This window comes from Lentzea miocenica (assembly GCF_033949945.1).
Lineage (GTDB): Bacteria > Actinomycetota > Actinomycetes > Mycobacteriales > Pseudonocardiaceae > Lentzea > Lentzea miocenica.
The window spans coordinates 137,567-156,681 of the sequence record NZ_JAXAVW010000004.1 but is presented as its reverse complement, the minus strand read 5'-3'; the positions used below and the strand labels follow the sequence as shown (position 1 = coordinate 156,681).

The window sequence follows — 19,115 nt, the reverse complement described above, 5'->3', positions numbered from 1 at the left end:
ACCTCGCCTCCCTGATCGACCGCCTTCGGAAAGTCGGAGGCGAGGTGAGCGATGTCGAAGTGAAATCCGCACAGGGCGGGCTGCCCAAGAGCATCGCGGAAACGCTGTCCGCCTTCGCCAACACCAACGGAGGCTTGTTGCTGCTCGGGCTGGACGAGCAGAGCGGTTTCGCTCCGGTCGCGCTGAACAATCCCGCCAAGTTGCGCGACGATCTCGCATCAGCCGCGAGCAGCTGCCTCGAACCCCCGCTTCGCATCTCCACCGATGTCATCGAGATCGAGGGGCAAGCACTCGTAGTCGCCGAGGTCGATCCGGTGACCTCCGACCAACGCCCTTGCTACGTCGAAAGCCGCGGCATCGCGAACGGGTCGTACGTCCGCGTCGGCGATGGAGACCGGCGGATGACCCAGGCGGAGATCGGACTCGCGATCGCCAACCGCGGCCAGCCGCGCTACGACCTCGAACCCGTTCCTCAGGCCGCTGTCGCAGACCTCGACCGAGCAGCGCTGGCTCGCACGCTCGAGCGAGTGCGCCAGACATCCAGAGCTTTTCGGGATGTCGACGAAAGCACCGCGCTGGAGCGGTTGCACGTTCTGGTGCGCGATGAGCACAGCAACCTGGTGCCTTCCCTGGGCGGCCTGCTCACGTTCGGCGTTTACCCCCAGCAGTACTTCCCACAGCTCACGATGTCGGTCGTGGTGTACAGCGGAGAACAGACGGGGCCCAGGTTCGTGGACAACCCGGTCATCCGCGGCCCGATTCCGGAGCTCGTCTCAGAGACGATCGCGGTACTGCGCCGTCATATGCGGGTGAGAAGCTACGTCAGCGCGGCTGGTCGTCACGAACGACTCGACTATCCGCTCGAGGCTGTGCGTGAGGCAGTCGTGAACGCGGTACTGCACCGCGACTACAGCCCGGTGACCAGAGGGACACAGGTCCAGGTCGAACTGCACCCCGATCGTTTGCTCGTGCGCAGTCCTGGGGGCTTGTTCGGTCCAGTGGTCGTCGAGGACCTGGGAACAGAGGGCGTGACGTCGTCCCGCAACTCGTTCCTGGCAGCGATGCTGTCCGACACGTATCTGCCCGGCAGCGACCGGCTGGTCGCGGAGAACAAGGCTTCCGGCGTGCCTGCCATGATCAAGGAACTCCGGCTGTCCGGAATGACCCGACCGGTCTTCAGGAACTTCGCCAGCCGCTTCGAGGTGGAGTTCAACAGGTCGGAGCTGCTCGACTCCGCCACTCGTCACTGGCTCAACACCTTGCGGGAGCCGGGACTTGGCCAGCTGCACGAGCTGGCGCTTGCCACGATGTTCCACGGCCAGTCCATCGGCAACGCGACGTTGCGAGAGTTCGGCGCGAGTCCGGCAACCGCGACGACCGTGCTGCGGGACCTCGTCGTCTGGGGGCTGGCCGTCCGAACTGGCGGGCGCCGTTACGCCACCTACTCGCTCAACACCCCGGTCCAGGCTCCGGAGCAACCGTCGCTCTTCTCGGAGGTCGAGGAGCCCACGTCAGCAGACCTCGTTGCGGACGCTCTGCGCGAACTCAAAGCGGCGCGGGCGAGTGAGCTGATCACGGCGACCGGATACTCCCGTCCCACCGTGCTCGCCCGCCTCGAAGACCTGATCAACAAAGGGCTGGTGCGCGTCGAGGGAACCCCGAGAAGCCCGAAACGCAGGTACCTGTGGACAGACACTCGGTGAGTACGCCGTTCAGGTCACACTCGGCCGCCAGTCCAGCCGTCTTTTAGTGAGGATTAACTCAGACAAGACGTGGGCCCGACCAGGCATGCGAACAGGTGTCGCACACTGGAGCGATGGGCGAACAAACGGAACGGGCGCGTCTCGCGGAGTCGGAGAACCCGACTTCGCCGTGGCGACGGTGGGGGCCGTACCTGTCGGGTCGCCAGTGGGGCACGGTTCGCGAGGACTACTCGCCCGAGGGTGACGCGTGGGCGTCGTTCCCGTTCGACCACGCCCGTGCGCGCGCTTACCGGTGGGGCGAGGACGGCATCGCGGGGATCTGCGACGTCCACGGCTTCCTGAACTTCGCCATCGCCCTGTGGAACGGCAACGACCCGATCCTCAAGGAGCGGTACTTCGGCCTCACCAACGACGAGGGCAACCACGGTGAGGACGTCAAGGAGCACTGGTGGGTGACCGACGGGACGCCCACCCACTCCTGGATGCAGGTGGTCTACCGCTATCCACAGCGCGAGTTCCCGTACGGGCAGCTCCGCGAGATGGCGCGTAACGCAGGGCGGGAGAACCGCGAGCCCGAACTCAGCGACACCGGCGTACTCGACGAGAACCGGTTCTTCGACGTGCAGGTCACCTACGCGAAGGCCGACACGGACGACATCTGCATCGAGATCCAGGCGACCAACCAGGGGCCGGAGGACGCGCCGCTGCACCTGCTGCCGCAGCTGTGGTTCCGCAACACCTGGGCGTGGGGGCGGGACCAACGGCCGTGTCAGCTCGTTGCGAGCACCACGACCGGACGCAAGGTCACGGCTGACCACGGCAATCTCGGCCGGTACACGCTGCATCTGGACGACTCGCCGTCGATGCTGATGACGGACAACGAGAGCAACGAGATGTCGCTCTTCGGGGCCGAGCGCAACCCGTCGCCGTGGACCAAGGACGGCATCTGCAACTACGTCGTGCACGGCAGCACGTCCACGTGTCAGGTCGTCGGACCGGACGACGCGGGTGCGGCCGGCACGAAGTTCGCCGCCTGGTACTCGTTCGACCCCGTCGAGCCGGGCGAGACCGTGACGATCCGCCTCCGGCTGACCGGCGGCGACGGGCACATGGACCCGTTCGGGCCGAGCTTCGAAGAGACCGTGCTGGCCCGCAAGGCCGAGGCCGACGAGTTCCACGACGACATCGCGCCCAACGCCGAGCCCGAGCAGAAGCACGTGCTGCGACGCGCGCTCGCCGGGTTGATGTGGACCAAGCAGCACTACCGGTTTCGGACGCGGGACTGGCTCGACGGCGACCCGACCAAGCCCGAGGCGCCGAGTTCGAGACGCACGCAGGAAGCGCGCAACGTGCACTGGCGGCACCTCGACGTGGCTGACGTGATCTCCATGCCGGACGAGTGGGAGTACCCCTGGTTCGCGGCGTGGGACCTCGCGTTCCACACCATCCCGTTCACGATGGTCGATCCCGCTTTCGCGAAGGAGCAGCTGCTGCTGTTCTGCCGCGAGTGGATGATGCACCCGAACGGCCAGATTCCCGCCTACGAGTGGGAGTTCGGCGACGTCAACCCGCCTGTGCACGCGTGGGCGGCGTTGCAGGTCTACCGCGCGGACGGCAGCAGAGATCGCCAGTTCCTCGCAAAGGTCTTCCACAAGCTGCTGCTGAACTTCTCGTGGTGGGTCAACCGCAAGGACGCGGGCGGCAGCTACCTGTTCGAGGGCGGATTCCTCGGCATGGACAACATCGGGCCGGTCAACAGGTCAGAGCCGATGCTGGGCGAGTGGCGGCTGGAGCAGTCGGACGCCACGTCGTGGATGGCCGCCTACAGCCTGCACCTCATGCAGATGGCGCTGGAGCTGGCGCGCGACGACGAGTCCTATGAGGACGTCGCGACGAAGTTCGTCGAGCACTTCCTGTCGATCGCGGAGGCGTTCACGCAGTTCGGTTCGTCGGGCAGCGGCATCTGGCACGAGGAGGACGGCTTCTGCTATGACCGGGTCTCGCGCCGCAACCCGGACGGCAACGTCGAGTCGGAGCCCGTGCGCGTCCGGTCCATGGTCGGGCTGATCCCGCTGCTGGCGAGCGCTGTCCTCGAACCGTGGGTGCTCAGCGACCTGCACGGGTTCACGCGCAGGTTGGAGCACCTGCTCAAGCGCCGGCCGGAGCTGCGGCAGTTCATCACGTTCCACTACGACCGCGGCGCGTTCGTGTCGTTGCTGGACGAGCACAAGCTGCGCCGCGTGCTGCACCGGATGCTGGACGAGCACGAGTTCCTCTCCCCGCACGGGATCCGCAGCCTCAGCGCCGCCCACCGGGAGGGTCTGGAGGTCAAGGTCGCCGGCCAGGACCACCGGATGGGCTACGAGCCCGGCGAGTCGAACACGCCGATGTTCGGCGGCAACTCGAACTGGCGCGGCCCGGTCTGGTTGCCCACCAACGCCCTGCTGGTCGAGGCGCTCCGCACGGTCTGCGCGTTCCACGACGGCATGTTCCAGATCGAGATGCCGACGCACTCGGGCCGCTGGGTCACCGCAGGTCAGGTCGCCGACGAGCTGTCCGACCGGCTCATCGGGCTCTTCCTGCCTGATCACGACGGGCGCCGGCCGTCCGACGGCAAGCGGATCGAGGCCTCGGAGTCACCGCTGTGGCGTCGGCACGTCACGTTCAGTGAGTACTTCGACGGCGACACGGGCGAAGGACTCGGCGCCACGCACCAAACCGGGTGGACCGCGCTGGTGGCTGGGCTATTACAGGACCGTTCCCGCTAACCCACCCGGTTCGTAACATTGGCCATTCCACGCCTGGTGACAGTTGACACGCACTTTCTGTAACGCATGCGTGCTGTGCAGGTCGCTCACGAGATGGCAGGATCCCGTTCACTCGTCCGCGACAGTTACGAGGAGTGACGCAGTGGCTCGTCGAACCAGGCAGTTGATGGCCATGATCCCCGTGGTGGGGCTGGCCGTGATGGCAGCGTCGGGCTGCGCGACCCCCGTGAATCAGCCCGCGGGCAACTCGGGTGTCACTCTGGTGCAGAGCGGCAAGCTCGTCACCTGCACCCACCTGTCCTACAAGCCCTTCCAGTACAGCGAGGGCGACAAGACGGTCGGCTTCGACGTCGACCTCGTCGACCTGATCGCCAAGGACCTGGGTGTCACCCAGCAGATCTTCGACACCCCGTTCGAGACGATCACCTCGGGCACGTCGTTCAACGCGAACCAGTGCGACCTGGCCGCCGCGGGCATGACGATCACCGACGAACGCAAGCAGGCGATCGACTTCTCCGACCCGTACTTCGACGCCTCGCAGGCGCTGCTGGTCAAGAAGGGCTCGAACCTCAAGTCCCTCGCGGACCTCAAGGGGAAGAAGCTCGGCGTCCAGCAGGACACCACGGGTGAGAAGTACGCGAACGACAACGCGGCCGCCAACGGCTACACCGTCGTCCAGTTCGAGGACCTCCCGCTGTCCGAGACCGCCGTCCGCACCGGCGCGGTCGACGCGGTGATCAACGACAACGGCGTGCTCTACGACTACGCCAAGGAGTTCTCGGACACCGAGGTCACCACCGAGTTCGACACCGGTGAGGCCTACGGCATCGGCGTCAAGAAGGGCAACACCGCCCTGCTGACGAAGGTCAACGAGGTCTTGAAGAAGGCCAAGGAGAACGGCGAGTACGACAAGATCTACGAGAAGTGGTTCGGCAAGAAGCCGACGTCCAAGTAGTCGCTTCTCGGGGGCCGGTGCGGGTACTTCGCGCCGGCCCCGCCGCTTGTCCGCACCACATTCGCTAGGAGCCGCAATGGCCATGTCCAAGCGCAAGCGCGCGGAATACATCCGCTACGCGCAATACGGCTTGTTGGTCGTCATCGCCCTGCTGGTCGCCTTCCTGGCCGACTGGGGCCAGATCAAGGGCGCGTTCTTCAACGTCGACATCGCGAAGTCGATGTTCCCCAACGTGATCACCGTCGCGTTGAAGAACACCATCATCTACACCGCGCTCGGATTCGCGTTCGGACTCGCGCTGGGCCTCGTGCTCGCGCTGATGAAGCTGTCGTCGGTCGCCCCGTACCGCTGGATCGCGACCGTCTACATCGAGTTCTTCCGCGGCGTGCCCGCGCTGCTGGTGTTCATCGGCATCTACTACGGCGTGCCGATCGCGTTCCAGATGCAGTTCCCGCCGCTGACCACGGTCATGCTGGCGCTCGGTGGCGTCGGTGCCGCCTACATGGCCGAGACGATCCGCGCCGGCATCCAGGCCGTGCCCAAGGGCCAGGTCGAGGCCGCCCGTTCGCTCGGCATGTCGCAGGGCCGCGCCATGATCACGATCGTGATCCCGCAGGCGTTCCGGATCATCCTGCCGCCGCTGACCAACGAGCTGATCCTGCTCACCAAGGACTCCTCGCTCATCTACATCCTCGGCCTGTTCCGCGAGCAGTACGAGCTCACGAAGTTCGGCCGGGAGACGCTGAGCCGCAGCCCGTCCCTGACGCCGATCCTCATCGCGGGCCTCTGCTACCTGATCATCACGCTGCCGCTCGGTTACCTGTCGCGGTACCTGGAGCGCCGCGGTACCAGCGGCAGGAAGAAGGTGTCCGCATGAGCGAGACGTTCGTCGAGATCACCGGGCTGAAGAAGTCCTTCGGCCCGCTGGACGTCCTCAAGGGCATCGGCCTGCAGGTCAACCGCGGTGACGTGGTGTGCATCATCGGCCCGTCCGGTTCCGGCAAGTCGACGTTGCTGCGCTGCGTGAACCTGTTGGAGGAGCCGAACGGCGGCAAGATCGTCGTCAACGGGGTCGAGCTGACCGACCCTGACGTCGACATCGACTCCGCGCGCACGAAGATCGGCATGGTCTTCCAGAGCTTCAACCTGTTCTCCCATCTCAGCGTGCTGGCGAACCTCACGGTGGCGCAGCGCAAGGTGCTCAAGCGCTCCGAGGAGGAGTCGCGCCGGATCGCGCTGCACAACCTGGAGCGCGTCGGGCTGAGCGACAAGGTCCACTCGATGCCCGCGCAGCTCTCCGGCGGCCAGCAGCAACGCGTGGCGATCGCCCGCGCGCTGTCGATGGACCCCGAGGTCATGCTGTTCGACGAGCCGACCTCGGCGCTCGACCCGGAGCTCGTCGGTGACGTGCTGGGCGTGATGCGCCAGCTCGCCGACGAGGGCATGACGATGCTGGTCGTGACGCACGAGATGCAGTTCGCCCGCGAGGTCGCCGACAAGGTGATCTTCATGGACGGCGGCTACATCGTCGAGGAGGGCCCGGCGGCCGAGGTGATCGGCAACCCGCAGGAACCGCGCACCCAGGAGTTCCTGGCCCGCGTGCTCGACCCGACGCACCACGGTCCGAGCGACCCGGTCTAGCCGCGTGGCGAGGGGGAAGGTCTCCGCGGCGGACGTGCTGCGGGGGCTGTTGGGGGAAAACGACAACTCTGGTGGTGGCGGGTGGAGGTTGCCGCGGCGCAAGCCGAGCACCCCACCCGTCATCCGCGTGGTGGACCGCGTGATCACCGACGTCCTGGACCTGCGCGCGGTCGAGGTGCCGTACGTGCTGGAGTTCGAGCGCTGCCAGTTCGAGGCGGCGCCGGACCTGCGGCAGGCGAACCTCGCCGGTGTCTCGTTCACCGACTGCGACCTGCCGGGTCTCGAGGCCCGCAACCTCAGCAGCAGCAACGACGTCTCGTTGCTCGGCTGCCGCGTCACCGGGCTCACCGACCTGACCGACGCGGAGATCGCGGGCTCGGTCCTGTTGCGGGACAGCAGGTTCAGCGTTCCCGGCGGCCTGTGCATCCACGGTGACCGGCTGACGGCGGCCGGCGCGCTGCTCGGGTTCGGCATCCACACCGAGGGCGAGGTGCGGTTCGCCGGCGCGCGCATCGGCGGCAACGTCAACCTCGGCAGCGCGGTGCTGGAGAACCCCGACGGGTTCACGTTGAACGGCAACGGCATGCAGGTCGGCGGCAACTTCCTCGGCGCGTTCACCTCGCACGGCGTGATTTTCCTGGCCAACGCCCGGATCAGCTCGGCGCTGTCGTTGCGCGGCGCGATGCTCTCGCGCGGTGACATCCTCGACGAGACCACTGACCCGCACGCCGACCCGTCCGTGACGCTCATCCTGGACCGCGCGGACGTCTCCGGTGACCTGGAGCTGGACCGCGGTTTCACCAGCGCGGGCACCATCCGCGCCGTCAACACGCGCATCGGCGGCACGTTGTCGCTGGCAGACGCTGTTTTGGACGCGGTGTCACCGCCCGCTGTCGGCACCGACCCGACCGGTTCGGGCCGCGCGCTGCACGTCGACGGCGCGGAGATCGGCGGTGACGTGGTCGGCAGAGGCGTCAAGATCAAGGGCCAGCTGCGCATGGTCGACACGCACGTGCGCGGCAGCATCACCATCGAACGGGCCACTGTGGACAATCCGGCCGCGGATGCCGTGCTGGCCAACCGTTCGCAGATCGGCAGCAACTTCGTGGTGCGCGAGTCGAACATCGCCGGCGGCCTGGAGCTGCGCGGCATCACCGTCGGCGCGAACCTCGACCTGCGCGGCAGCCGCCTGATCAAGCCGGGCAAGTACCGCCACCAGCCGCGCGAGAAGCCGTCGCTCGACATCGGCGGCGCCACCATCGGCCGCGACCTCATCTGCGCCCGCGGCGACAAGGAGTTCGTCGCGCACGGCGGTGTGCGGTGCCGGCGCGCGACGATCGGCCGCATGGCGAACTTCAACGGCGCGGTGCTCGGCTACAAGCTCGACAGCCACGCGTTGAACGCCATGGGCATGCAGGTCCAGGAGCTCATGCTCAACGTCGTGTCGCCGCCAAAGGGCCTGGTGACGCTGCGCCAGGCACGTTGCACGTCGTTGGACGACAACGAGAACTTCTGGAACGCCACGGGTTTCATCGACCTCGACGACTTCCGCTACGACTCGCTCGCCTTCCCGATCAACCTGCGCGACGACGCCCAGGTCCAGCAACGGCTGCGCTGGCTGCGGCAAGCCATGCGCCGCAGCTACCACCCACGCCCGTACGACCAGTTCGCCGAGATGCTGACCGCGGCCGGCAACGAGGAACACGCCTCGACGGTGCTGATCGAGAAACAACGCCTGCGCTACAAAGCGGTCGCCGAGGGCATGCGGTTCTTCGGCCCGTTGGTGCTGGTGTGGAGCTTCCTGCAACGGTCGATGGTCGGCTACGGCTACCGCCCGGCGCGCGCTCTGGGGTGGCTGATCGCGGCCTGGGTCGTCGGCAGCATCTGGTTCCAGGTCAAGGGTCCGCTGATCGAGATCAACGACGACGACCACCTGCCGTGGAACGCGTGGCTCTACACGATCGACCTGGTGGTGCCGATCGTCGACTTCGGCAACAAGAACCGCTGGCAGACACCGGGTGTGTCGCAGTGGATCGCGTCGGGCCTGATCGTGACGGGCTGGCTCCTGGCGACGACCGTGGCCGCCGGTCTGACCCGAATGCTCAAACGCTAGGACTCGCCACCATCGGGGTATTTCGTCCAGTGGTGAACGATGGTGCGATCGTCCGGTGATCGCCGCCGAGTCCACCGAGCTCTTCGTCGGGCCTCGGACCGCGCTGCTGCAGGTGGTGCGGCTGACCTCGCCCGCGCTGGCGGGACCGGTGCACGCGCACGTCTCCGGCCCCGACCTGCACTCGCCACGCCACGGAGGCTCGCTGGTCGCCGGCCCGTTCGGCTACGAGCTGGCCGTCGACGTCTCCGCGCACCAGCCTGGCTCCGCGGTGCCCGCCCAGGCCGTGGTGCGCTCTGCTTCCGGCGAGGAGTCCTGCACGTTCTCGCTGGTCGTGGGCTCGCCGGGGTGGACAGTGCACCTGGTCGGCCACGTAGCGGGCAACGCACCCTTCTCCGCTTTTCGCGCCCACCTCGACCTGGCCCTGACCGACCCCGCCTACCGGTTCGCCGTGACCTCCGTGGAGCTGTTGCAGCCTTACTGGGACACGTTCCCGCAGCACCGCTCGCTGCTGCAGCGGCTGATCTCCGAGGGACGGGTAGAGGTCGTCGGCGCCGAGTCCAATGTGGTCGGTGTGTCACCGCTGCTGGCGTCGCTGCCCTCCGGTTCACCGCTGGAGGCCTCCTCCTTGGGCGAGGCCGAACGTTCCGTCTACGCCTCGTTCCTCGAACTGCGAACCTCGGCCCCCGCACCGCACGTGATGCTGCCCGTCGGCTCCGCCCGTTCCGCGCCCAATCCGTGGGTAACCGCGATCCACCACGATTGGAGCGCGCGCTACACGTGGCCACGAGTGGTCTGCTCGTTGCCCCGCGACTACTACGTGCGCGGCTCCGTACCCGTGCCGCCCGCCCCTCCCGACGACTCACCTGCCGCCGTGTTCGCCTCACACGCCGCCCGCCTGACCGGCGCGGCCCTCCCCACCGCCGCCCTCACCCGCGCTGCGTCCGCGCACCCCCGCGAGGCCTTCGACCTGCGCTCCGACGTCGTGACGCGCTCCCTGACTGCCCTGACGTCCACTGTGGACTCATCAGTCGTCGTCTGGAACCCGCTGCCATCTCCTTGCACCGACATCGTCCACGTGCACCTGCCTTCCGCCCGGAACGTGCACGTGGAGTTCGACGGCGAACCGTTGCCGACGTTGGTCGACGGACTGACCGTGACCTTCCTGGCCCGTGACGTGCCGGCTACTGGTTGGCGCACCTACGCGTTGGTCGACGACAACCTCGACCACGGTTGGAAGCGCGGCTACGGCACAGAGATCGCGTCCACTCACTACGTCCTGTCGTACGACCCGATCGCCTCGCTGGTGGCAGTCGACGGCCCGGCCCTGAAGCCTCCGAAGCTGACCGGCCCGGTGACCGTCTGGCACAGCGAGGTCGGCGAGAAGATGGTCGGCTCCACCACCTTCACCCTGTGGCACGAGGTCCCGCACCTGGACCCGTCTCCGCTGGTAGGCGTACTCGGCACCCGCACCCCGGCTTTCGGCACGCTGCCTTCGGTGGCCGCACGCCTGTCACTGGCCGGACCACCCCTGGGCCCCACCACCCCGACCATCACCCCGGTCTTCGCGCGGTACTGGCTGCACGAGCCCGCACCGTTGGGCGGTCTCCCAGCGAACCTCCTCCTGGAGGTGCTCAGCCCAACCCGGCTGCGAGTCGTCGCCGTGTCCGACGGCCCAGCCTTCGAGGGCGTCGTCCAACTCTCGCTCCCCGACGGCTGGTCAGCCTCCTGGGACTCGCTGCCGGTCTCGGTCCCGGCCGGCGGCTACGTGTCGGCCGACGTGCACCTGACGCCACCGCGAACCCCCGGCTGCTACCCAGTTCGCGCAACCCTGCACGGCCTCCCGTTCGACGTCTTCGACATCGCTCTGCTGACCGTGCCGGAGTGGGACGGCGAAGACCCCGTAGAAGTCCTGTGGGTGGCCTCCTCACCATCGACCGTCTCAGCAACTCCCGGCTCGTCGGCCCTGCTCCGCGTGGTCATGGCATCCAGCGCCCACGGCGATCTCCCCCTCCAAGCCCGAGTGCTCTCCCCACGCGACTCCTGGGAACTGATCGGCCCGTTCTGCGTGGCCGCCGTTCTCCCAGCCCAGGGCCACACACCCCTCGACTTCACGCTCTCGGCCCCTCCCTGGGCCACCCCCGGCAGCTGGTCGGCCGTAGTCCGAATATCAGCGGGCCCGCTGATCAGGACCACTCCGCCCATCCGCCTCGAAGTAGCTGGTTAACATGGCCCCTCGTGACTGATCTGGTGCTGGCACTGGACTTCGGCGGCACCAAGATCGCCGCCGCCCTGATAGACCCTTCCGGCTCCGTGGTGCGCTCCGCCCGAGTGCCCACGCCGACCTCCGACCCCTGGGACGCCGTCCTGACGGTGGTGTCCTCGGTAGTCGGGAACAACCCCGTCACCGGCGTAGGAATCGCCTCGGCAGGCCCCGTGGACACCGCACGCGGCACCGTCTCACCCATCAACGTCCCCTCGTGGCAAGCCTTCCCCCTGCGCGCCGCAGTAGCCGAACTCTTCCCACACGTGCCAGTCGAACTGGCAGGCGACGGCGTCTGCATGGCACTGGGCGAACACTGGCGCGGCGCAGGCCAAGGCAGCACCTTCATGGTGGGCCTGGTCGTGTCAACCGGCGTAGGCGGCGGCCTCGTGCTGGACGGACGCCCCTTCGGCGGCCGAACCGGCAACGCGGGCCACATCGGCCACATCGTCGTAGAACCCGACGGCGCCCCCTGCACCTGCGGCGGACGCGGTTGCGTGGAAACCGTCGCAGGCGGCCCACGAATGGTGGCCTGGGCCCGCCGCGCAGGCTGGCAAGCCCCAGACGACGCCGACGCCGCAGTACTGGCCGCAGCCGCCCTGGCCGGCGACGAAATCCCACTGGAAGCCTTCGAACGCGCCGGTCAAGCAGTAGGCATGGCCATCGCGGGCGCCGCAGCGGTGTGCGACCTGGACCTGGCAGTCATCGGCGGCGGCGTGGCCCAAGCCGGCGAGCTGCTGTTCGAACCGATCCGCCGCACCCTGAAGACCCACGCCGGGCTGTCCTACCTGGAGGGGCTGGAAGTCCGCGCGGCCCAACTGGGCGGCGAGGCGGGCCTGGTGGGCGCGGCGGCCCTGGTCCGCCAGGCACGCTGACGCAGGCGTCCCCTCCGCCACAGGATCCCCCGCGACCCAACGTACTCAGCGGGTCTGACACTCCCGCGAGGTTGATCGGGCGAGGTTGATCGGGCGCGGTTGATCGCGCGAGGCCGAAGGCGAGCCCACGCCGATGCCGCAGGCGAGGCGACCCAAAGGCGAAGCCGAGGCGTCTTTAACGCTTGAATCGGGAGGTTCCGGTGGGTGGTCCCGTCACGAGTCGTGCCTCAGCTCTTGCTGCACCCGAAGGGGGATGTCAAACGGACACGCTTTTCGTCCGTTTGACATCCCCCTTCGGGTGTGGCGCGCTCTGGCCCGGCTTGTGACGGGACCACCCACCCGAACCGCACCACCCACGCAACGCAACTCCGCCCAAAGCAATAGGCGTGCCATCAACCCGCCGGTGGCGTGGACAAGGTCCTTGATCAGATTGGCGGGGTCCGGGGCGGAGCCCCGAAATCCCTAAAACGCGACACGCCCTACGCAAGGCGACCATCGACGAAAGTCGCGGACTCACCCAGCCTGCCGAGCATGCCGAAGCGGCGACTCCACCCGCCCCACCACCACCCCCGCCGACTCCAAAGCCCCCCGAACCGCCCGAGCGATCCCCACCGCATCCGGCGTGTCCCCATGCACACAAATCGAGTCGGCAACCACCCGAACCGGCCGCCCGGACACACTCCGAACCCACCCCTCGGTAGCCATCTGCACGCACCGAGCCGCAATCTCGGCCGGATCCCGCAACACAGCCCCAGGCTCCCCCCGAGGCACCAACGTCCCAGCCGACGTATAGGCCCGATCAGCAAAGGCCTCATGCCAAACCCGCAACCCAGCCACCGATGCCCGCTTCAACCACACGGCCCCAGGCGGCCCCAGCACAGCCAAGGTCGGATCGAACATCCGAACCGCATCCACCACGGCATCAGCCTGAGCCTCATGCCGAACCAACGCGTTGTACAACGCCCCATGCGGCTTCACATAAGACACCCGAGTCCCAGCGACACGAGCGAACCCGGCCAACACAGCGAGCTGAGCCAGAACATCGTTGGTCAACGTATCGGGAGCAACGTCGATGAACCGCCGCCCGAACCCGGCCAGGTCCCGGTACCCGACGTGCGCCCCCACCGCCACCCCGGCCTCCGCGGCAAGGGCACACACCGAGCGCATCGTGTCAGCGTCCCCGGCGTGATACCCGCAGGCAACGTTAGCGCTGGTCACGACATCGAGAAGCGATCGATCGTCTCCAAGAGCCCAGTGGCCGAAGCCCTCGCCGAGATCCGCGTTCAGGTCCATGGCCGCCCTCCAACTCATGCCGGTTTTGTTGGATCGTGGGATTGTTGAACGATTCTACGATACTGCAATAGAACGATCCTGCAATAGGCTTACGAGGTGACCGAGACGTGGGTGTCGACGCTGGCTCAGGGCAAGGCCGACCTGGAGCGCGCGAGCACCGCGCAGAAAGTCGCGGACATGCTGCGTGAGCGGGTGCTCGACGGGGAGCTGGCGCCGGGGCTGAGGCTCAGCGAAGAGGCGATCGGCGGCGCGCTCGGGGTCAGTCGCAACACGCTGCGCGAGGCGTTCCGGCTGCTGACGCGTGACCGGCTGCTGGTGCACGAGCACAGCCGCGGTGTCTTCGTGCGCAGGCCGACTGGTGACGACGTGCGTGACCTCTACGCCGCGCGCCGGGTGATCGAGTGCGGTGCCCTGCGCCGGTGGAACGACGTCACCGAGGCGCTGCGCGAGGCTGCGCGGGCGCCGGTCCGGCAGGCCGTCACCAGGGCCGAGAAGAACGACTGGACGAGGGCCGGCCAGGCGAACATCCAGTTCCACCGCGCCATCGTGAGGCTCGCGGGCAGCGAACGGCTGAACGAGGAGTCCGACCGGCTCTTCGCCGAGCTCATGCTCGCGTTCAACGTGGCGCAGGAGATCAACGACTTCTACCAGTCGTATGTGCCGTGGAACCTCAGGATTGTTGAATTGTTGAACAACGGGGAGGTCGACCAGGCAGTCGGCCAGCTCACGGAGTACCTCGACGCCGCCGAACAGGATCTTGTCAGCCGTCTTGAGGCCCAATAGTCCAAAGAGAACGTTAAGCCGAGTGCAACGATTGCGATCACGAGGCTGACGGCACGTGTGATCAGGCCTAACATCCGCGCAACACCGCGTACACGGAGGGCCACCATGCCGTCGGATCACAAGACCGGCTTGCGCTGGAGCAACTGGAACCTGCTGCTGATACTTCCGCTGCTCATGCTCATCACGCCGTGGTTCAACTTTGACGAGCCCCGACTCTTCGGGCTGCCGTTCTTCTACTGGTACCAGTTCGCCTTCGTGCCGCTCGGCGTGCTGTGCGTCGGCCTGGTCTACGTGAAGACCAAGGACGCGCCCGCCGTCACCGGCAAGCCGGACAAGCTCGGCGTCGACGACCTGGACGAGGGAGCGAACTGATGCAGTGGACCGAGCTCATTGTTTTCAGCGCCCTCTTCCTGCTGGTCACGGTCATGGGGTTCGTGGCGGCGAAGTGGCAGAAGGGCGACACGCTCGAGCACCTGGACGAGTGGGGTCTCGGCGGCCGGAAGTTCGGCAGCTGGATCACGTGGTTCCTGGTCGGTGGCGACCTCTACACCGCGTACACCTTCGTGGCGGTGCCTGCACTGATGTTCGGCGCTGGCGCGACCGGGTTCTTCGCGCTGCCGTACACGGTGATCCTCTACCCGATCGTCTTCCTGCCGCTGGTCCGGATGTGGTCGGTCAGCCGCGTGCACGGCTACGTCACGCCCGCCGACTTCGTGAAGGGCCGCTACGGCTCGCACTGGCTGGCGCTGATCATCGCCATCACCGGCATCGTCGCGACCATGCCGTACATCGCGCTGCAGCTCGTCGGCCTTGAAGCCGTGCTGCGGAGCATGGGCCTCAACGGCAGCGGCATCCTCGGCCACCTGCCGCTGTTCATCGCGTTCGTGATCCTCGCGCTCTACACCTACCAGTCGGGTCTGCGGGCGCCGGCGCTGATCGCGTTCGTCAAGGACATCCTGATCTACATCGTCATCCTCGTGGCGATCGTCTACCTGCCGTCGAAGTTCGGCGGCTGGGGCGAGATCTTCAACGACGCCCAGGCGAAGTTCGACGCCACGCCGGCCAAGACCGACGGCATCCTGCTCAACAGCAACAACCAGCTGCAGTACGCGACGCTGGCACTGGGCAGCGCGCTCGCGCTGTTCATCTACCCGCACTCGCTGACCGGCATCCTGGCCAGCCGCGGCCGCAACGTCATCAAGCGCAACATGGTGGCGCTGCCGGCGTACTCGCTGGTGCTGGGCCTGCTGGCGCTGCTGGGCTACGTCGCGATCAGCGCGGGCACCAAGCCGATCGTCAACCAGGCGACCGGCCGTCCCGACACCAACACGATCGTGCCGGAACTGTTCGGCGCGAACTTCCCGTCGTGGTTCGCGGGCATCGCGTTCGCGGCCATCGGCATCGGCGCGCTGGTGCCGGCGGCGATCATGTCGATCGCGGCGGCGAACCTGTGGACGCGCAACGTCTACAAGGAGTACATCAAGAAGCACGCCACCCCGGCGGAGGAGGCCAAGCAGGCCAAGCTCGCCTCGCTGGTCGTGAAGTTCGGCGCGGTGGCGTTCATCGTGTTCGTCGACCCGCAGTTCTCCATCGACCTGCAGCTCATCGGCGGCGTGATGATCCTGCAGACGTTGCCGGCGGTCGCGATCGCGTTGTACACGCGCTGGTTCCACGTCTACGGCCTGGTCGCGGGCTGGGTCGGCGGCATGGGCTACGGCATGTGGCTGCTCTACAACATCGGCAACCCGGCCATCGGCAAGGCGCACTTCGCCGGGTCGGCGCTGCCGCTGGGCAAGCTGTCGATCTTCGGCTGGCACCCGTTCGGCGAGTCGACCATGACGATCTACGTCGGCATCATCGCGCTGGCGGTGAACCTGGTCGTCGCGGTGATCGTCACGCTGATCGCCAAGCAGGCCAAGGTCTTCAACGGCACGGACCAGACCGATCCGTCCGACTACCACGTCGACGAGGACAGCCCTCGGGTCAAGCCGGTGGCGACCCACTGAGACGCGTCCGTCAACGGTAGGGGCCACCCGTCGGTTTCGGCGGGTGGCCCCATCCGTTAGAGATCAGTGCTGTGAAAACCATCGCCGGACTGGTCGGACTGACCGCGCTCGCCCTAGTCGTCGCGCCTGGAGCCGCTCAGGCGCAGGACGCGAACTGCTACGACACCAACGCCCCGCTGACCGTCGAGGAACAGCGGCTCGACGACCCGCTCGTGACGGGCGGTCCCGCCGTCGGCCCCGCGCTCGTGAAGCTCGCCGGATTCGACGGCCGCGTCACCGAGTTCACCGCCAAGCTCTGCCGCCAGGCCGCGTCCAGGCAGGCGCAGCAGTTCGTGGAACGCGAGGGCAACGCGCTGTGGAAGGCCGCCGTCGCCCGCGCGCAAAGCACACAGGCTCTGACACACGACGCCTATGACGACCGGCCGCTCTACTGGGCACGCCTGCAGCTCTCAAGTGCGCTGCGCCAGTGGAAGCCGCGTTTCTCCTTGCCCGTCAACGAGCGCGCGAAGCTGATCCAGAAGTTCGACTGGGCCTCGCGCGGGCTGAGCGACTCGGCGTTCCCCAGCAAGCCGGGCGTGCGCAGGATCGCCGTGACGGGCTTCGACCCGTTCCAGCTCAGCGGCGTGAACGTGCGGCGCGCGAACCCCGCCGGCGCGGCGGCGTTGCAGCTCGACGGCCGGGAGATCTCCACGCCGAACGGCAAGGTCGTGCTGCAGGCCGCGGTGCTGCCGGTGCTGTGGGGTGGATTCGACGAGGGGGTCGTCGAGCAGTTCTACGGCAACGCGCTCGCGCAGAAGCCCGACGCGTTCGTGACGATCAGCCAGGGCCGGCCGGGCCGGTTCGACGTCGAGCGGTGGGCGGCGCGCTGGCGCGGTGGCTTCGCGGACAACAACAACATCGGCTCGTTCGGCAGCGTCCCGAACGCCGCCGGTTGGCCGCAGCCGGCCACCGAGTTCATCGAGACCTCGTTGCCGTTCCAGAAGATGATCGACGCGGGCACCGGTCCGTTCGCCGTGAACTACAACCGGGCCTTCTGCGAGTGGGTCGTCGTCGGCTCCCAGCAGTCGTGCCGCACGGACGAGCCGACCCCTGGCAGGGTCGCGGCCAGCGGTGGCGGCGGTGACTACCTCTCCAACGAGAGCATGTACCGGGCCAACCGCCTGCGAATCGGTTACGGCGCAACGAATGTCCTGGGTGGACACCTGCACACGCCGGTGCTCGGCCAGCCCGTCGACCCGGCCGCGCTGACCGATGCGGCGTTCGAAAAGCAGCGTCGGGACATCGCCGATCAGGTGAAGGCCCTAGTCTCTGTGGTGTGACTCGTGTGCGGCTGGCGGTGGCAATTGTCCTGAGCGCGTTGACGCTGTCCGCGTGCGCGATTCAGGTGGGAGGGCAGGCGGTCCCCGGACCGATGCCGTCCACCGCCTCCGCCTCCGCGCCCACGCTGCCCAAGGCCGGCCAGTGCATGAACGCCTACGAGCTGAAGGTGCTGCAGTGCACCGAATCGCACGAGGCCGAGGTCATGAGCGCGGGTGAGCTCACCGGCCTGCCGACGGTCTACCCGGACACGCAGGCGCTGCGCAAGGCCGCGCTTCCGCCGTGCCGTCAGGTGCTCAGCGAGTACCTGGGCAGCGCGGACGCGGACTCGACGCGCCTGCGGGTCTGGGCGTTCTGGCCGAACGAGCAGGGCTGGAAGGACGGCCAGCGCTGGCGGCTGTGCACCGTCGTGGAGATCAGTCCCGACGAGAAACCGCTGGCGCGCAAGGGTTCCGTGAAGGGCATCCTCGGCGGCAACGGCTTCACGACGTTCCAGACCTGCACCCAGGGCTCCCCGTCCAAGGACCAGGAGGTCAAGGTCGTCGCCTGCAACACCCCGCACCTGGCAGAGGCCGTGCCCGCCGGTGTCGTGTCGCTCGGCAAGTCGACCGACCCCGCTCCGTCCAAGGAGCAGATGAACACCCTCGCGAACGACAAGTGCACCAAGGTCGTGCACGACTACCTGGGCTCGGCCAAGCGCACCGACGTGTTCCCCGCGTGGCGGAACCCCGGCTCCCAGGCCTGGTCAGAGGGATGGACGAACGCCGTCTGCTACGCCGAGGCCAACAAGGTCTTCAACGGCACTCTCTTCGGCATCCGAGACAACCCGCTCCCGAACTGAGCCGGCGACCACGACCATCAGCACGGCGGCCAGGGACAGCACCAGCATCGCGATTCCTGCGATCCCCACGGCACACCTCCCTACCGTCCGGTGACGATCTTTGTGATCGCCATCACATACCTAAGACGTTCCCGGAAGGTGCCAGGTTCATTCCTGGAGCAAGACCATTTGTGCGACTTGTGGAGAAGTCCCCGGAGTACCCACAGGGCTGTCCACAGCTATCCACAACATGTGCACAAGCCCATCCACACCTGTGGACAACTTCGTCTCAAGTGGACGATGAGCTGCACTGATTCAGAGAAAATTGCTGCACAGGACCACACCCGCTGCGGTGCCGATGGCTAAACCGAGGACGAACACGAGCGTGTAGCGCCACCACGGCGTGCGAGCCGGCGGGGCGGGCGGCACCGGGTAGTAGCGCACGATGCCGGTCGTCGGGCCGACCTCCACATCCCGCTTCGAACCGTCGAAGTTCAGTCCGCCGAGGAAGTCGTCCTGCGTCACACCACTAGTAGTACCCCAAAAAGATGACCCAGCGGTCGCCGTTGACCGCTGGGTCA

Annotated in this window: 15 protein-coding genes; 13 read left to right on the top strand and 2 right to left on the bottom strand. The window is 67.3% G+C overall.

Features of this window, described 5'->3' with window-relative positions:
- Positions 1 to 44 precede the first annotated feature (44 nt).
- From SK803_RS06520 to SK803_RS06485, 8 genes are all read left to right on the top strand, one after another.
- Positions 45 to 1,703, top strand: coding sequence for an ATP-binding protein (locus SK803_RS06520; RefSeq protein ID WP_319964860.1), 1,659 nt, complete (start codon positions 45 to 47; stop codon positions 1,701 to 1,703).
- 113 nt (positions 1,704 to 1,816) lie between these two features.
- Positions 1,817 to 4,471 (top strand): MGH1-like glycoside hydrolase domain-containing protein, encoded by a 2,655-nt coding sequence (locus SK803_RS06515; RefSeq protein ID WP_319964859.1) that lies wholly within the window; start codon positions 1,817 to 1,819, stop codon positions 4,469 to 4,471.
- A 142-nt stretch (positions 4,472 to 4,613) separates the two neighbouring features.
- Complete coding sequence (locus SK803_RS06510; protein WP_319964858.1) at positions 4,614 to 5,426, top strand: basic amino acid ABC transporter substrate-binding protein; 813 nt, start codon at positions 4,614 to 4,616, stop codon at positions 5,424 to 5,426.
- 76 nt (positions 5,427 to 5,502) lie between these two features.
- Positions 5,503 to 6,303, top strand: coding sequence for an amino acid ABC transporter permease (locus SK803_RS06505; protein ID WP_319964857.1), 801 nt, complete (start codon positions 5,503 to 5,505; stop codon positions 6,301 to 6,303).
- Positions 6,300 to 7,067, top strand: coding sequence for an amino acid ABC transporter ATP-binding protein (locus SK803_RS06500; RefSeq protein WP_319964856.1), 768 nt, complete (start codon positions 6,300 to 6,302; stop codon positions 7,065 to 7,067). The genes SK803_RS06505 and SK803_RS06500 overlap by 4 nt, the downstream gene beginning before the upstream one ends.
- A 4-nt stretch (positions 7,068 to 7,071) precedes the next feature.
- Entirely contained in the window at positions 7,072 to 9,180 is a 2,109-nt protein-coding gene (locus SK803_RS06495) for a hypothetical protein (RefSeq protein ID WP_319964855.1), read from the top strand.
- A 55-nt stretch (positions 9,181 to 9,235) separates the two neighbouring features.
- Complete coding sequence (locus SK803_RS06490) at positions 9,236 to 11,404, top strand: NEW3 domain-containing protein (protein ID WP_319964854.1); 2,169 nt, start codon at positions 9,236 to 9,238, stop codon at positions 11,402 to 11,404.
- Between the two features lie 11 nt (positions 11,405 to 11,415).
- Entirely contained in the window at positions 11,416 to 12,315 is a 900-nt protein-coding gene (locus tag SK803_RS06485) for an ROK family protein (protein WP_319964853.1), read from the top strand.
- Positions 12,316 to 12,828: 513 nt separating this feature from the next.
- Here the strand turns inward: SK803_RS06485 and SK803_RS06480 are convergent.
- Entirely contained in the window at positions 12,829 to 13,608 is a 780-nt protein-coding gene (locus tag SK803_RS06480; protein ID WP_319964852.1) for a LamB/YcsF family protein, read from the bottom strand.
- Between the two features lie 96 nt (positions 13,609 to 13,704).
- Between SK803_RS06480 and SK803_RS06475 the strand changes: the two genes are divergently transcribed.
- From SK803_RS06475 to SK803_RS06455, 5 genes are all read left to right on the top strand, one after another.
- Positions 13,705 to 14,391, top strand: coding sequence for a GntR family transcriptional regulator (locus SK803_RS06475; RefSeq protein WP_319964851.1), 687 nt, complete (start codon positions 13,705 to 13,707; stop codon positions 14,389 to 14,391).
- Between the two features lie 105 nt (positions 14,392 to 14,496).
- On the top strand, positions 14,497 to 14,763 hold the full coding sequence (locus SK803_RS06470) for a DUF3311 domain-containing protein (protein WP_319964850.1): 267 nt from the start codon (positions 14,497 to 14,499) through the stop codon (positions 14,761 to 14,763).
- Positions 14,763 to 16,397, top strand: coding sequence for a monocarboxylate uptake permease MctP (gene mctP, locus SK803_RS06465; RefSeq protein ID WP_319964849.1), 1,635 nt, complete (start codon positions 14,763 to 14,765; stop codon positions 16,395 to 16,397). Before SK803_RS06470 ends, mctP begins: the two co-directional genes overlap by 1 nt.
- Before the next feature lie 71 nt (positions 16,398 to 16,468).
- A complete protein-coding gene (locus tag SK803_RS06460; protein WP_319964848.1) occupies positions 16,469 to 17,716 on the top strand; it encodes a hypothetical protein in 1,248 nt (415 codons plus the stop codon).
- On the top strand, positions 17,713 to 18,555 hold the full coding sequence (locus SK803_RS06455; RefSeq protein ID WP_319964847.1) for a septum formation family protein: 843 nt from the start codon (positions 17,713 to 17,715) through the stop codon (positions 18,553 to 18,555). Before SK803_RS06460 ends, SK803_RS06455 begins: the two co-directional genes overlap by 4 nt.
- A gap of 294 nt (positions 18,556 to 18,849) precedes the next feature.
- On the opposite strand, the gene SK803_RS06450 is transcribed toward SK803_RS06455, so the two are convergent.
- The gene (locus tag SK803_RS06450) at positions 18,850 to 19,059 is read right to left on the bottom strand and encodes a hypothetical protein (RefSeq protein WP_319964846.1); all 210 of its coding nucleotides are present in this window, start codon (positions 19,057 to 19,059) and stop codon (positions 18,850 to 18,852) included.
- Positions 19,060 to 19,115: the final 56 nt, after the last annotated feature.

Coding starts and splice junctions, on each gene's coding strand:
- SK803_RS06480 (WP_319964852.1), bottom strand. CDS start 13,608: ATGGACCTGAACGCGGATCTCGGCGAGGGCTTCGGCCACTGGGCTCTT.
- SK803_RS06470 (WP_319964850.1), top strand. CDS start 14,497: ATGCCGTCGGATCACAAGACCGGCTTGCGCTGGAGCAACTGGAACCTG.
- SK803_RS06500 (WP_319964856.1), top strand. CDS start 6,300: ATGAGCGAGACGTTCGTCGAGATCACCGGGCTGAAGAAGTCCTTCGGC.
- SK803_RS06505 (WP_319964857.1), top strand. CDS start 5,503: ATGGCCATGTCCAAGCGCAAGCGCGCGGAATACATCCGCTACGCGCAA.
- SK803_RS06515 (WP_319964859.1), top strand. CDS start 1,817: ATGGGCGAACAAACGGAACGGGCGCGTCTCGCGGAGTCGGAGAACCCG.
- mctP (WP_319964849.1), top strand. CDS start 14,763: ATGCAGTGGACCGAGCTCATTGTTTTCAGCGCCCTCTTCCTGCTGGTC.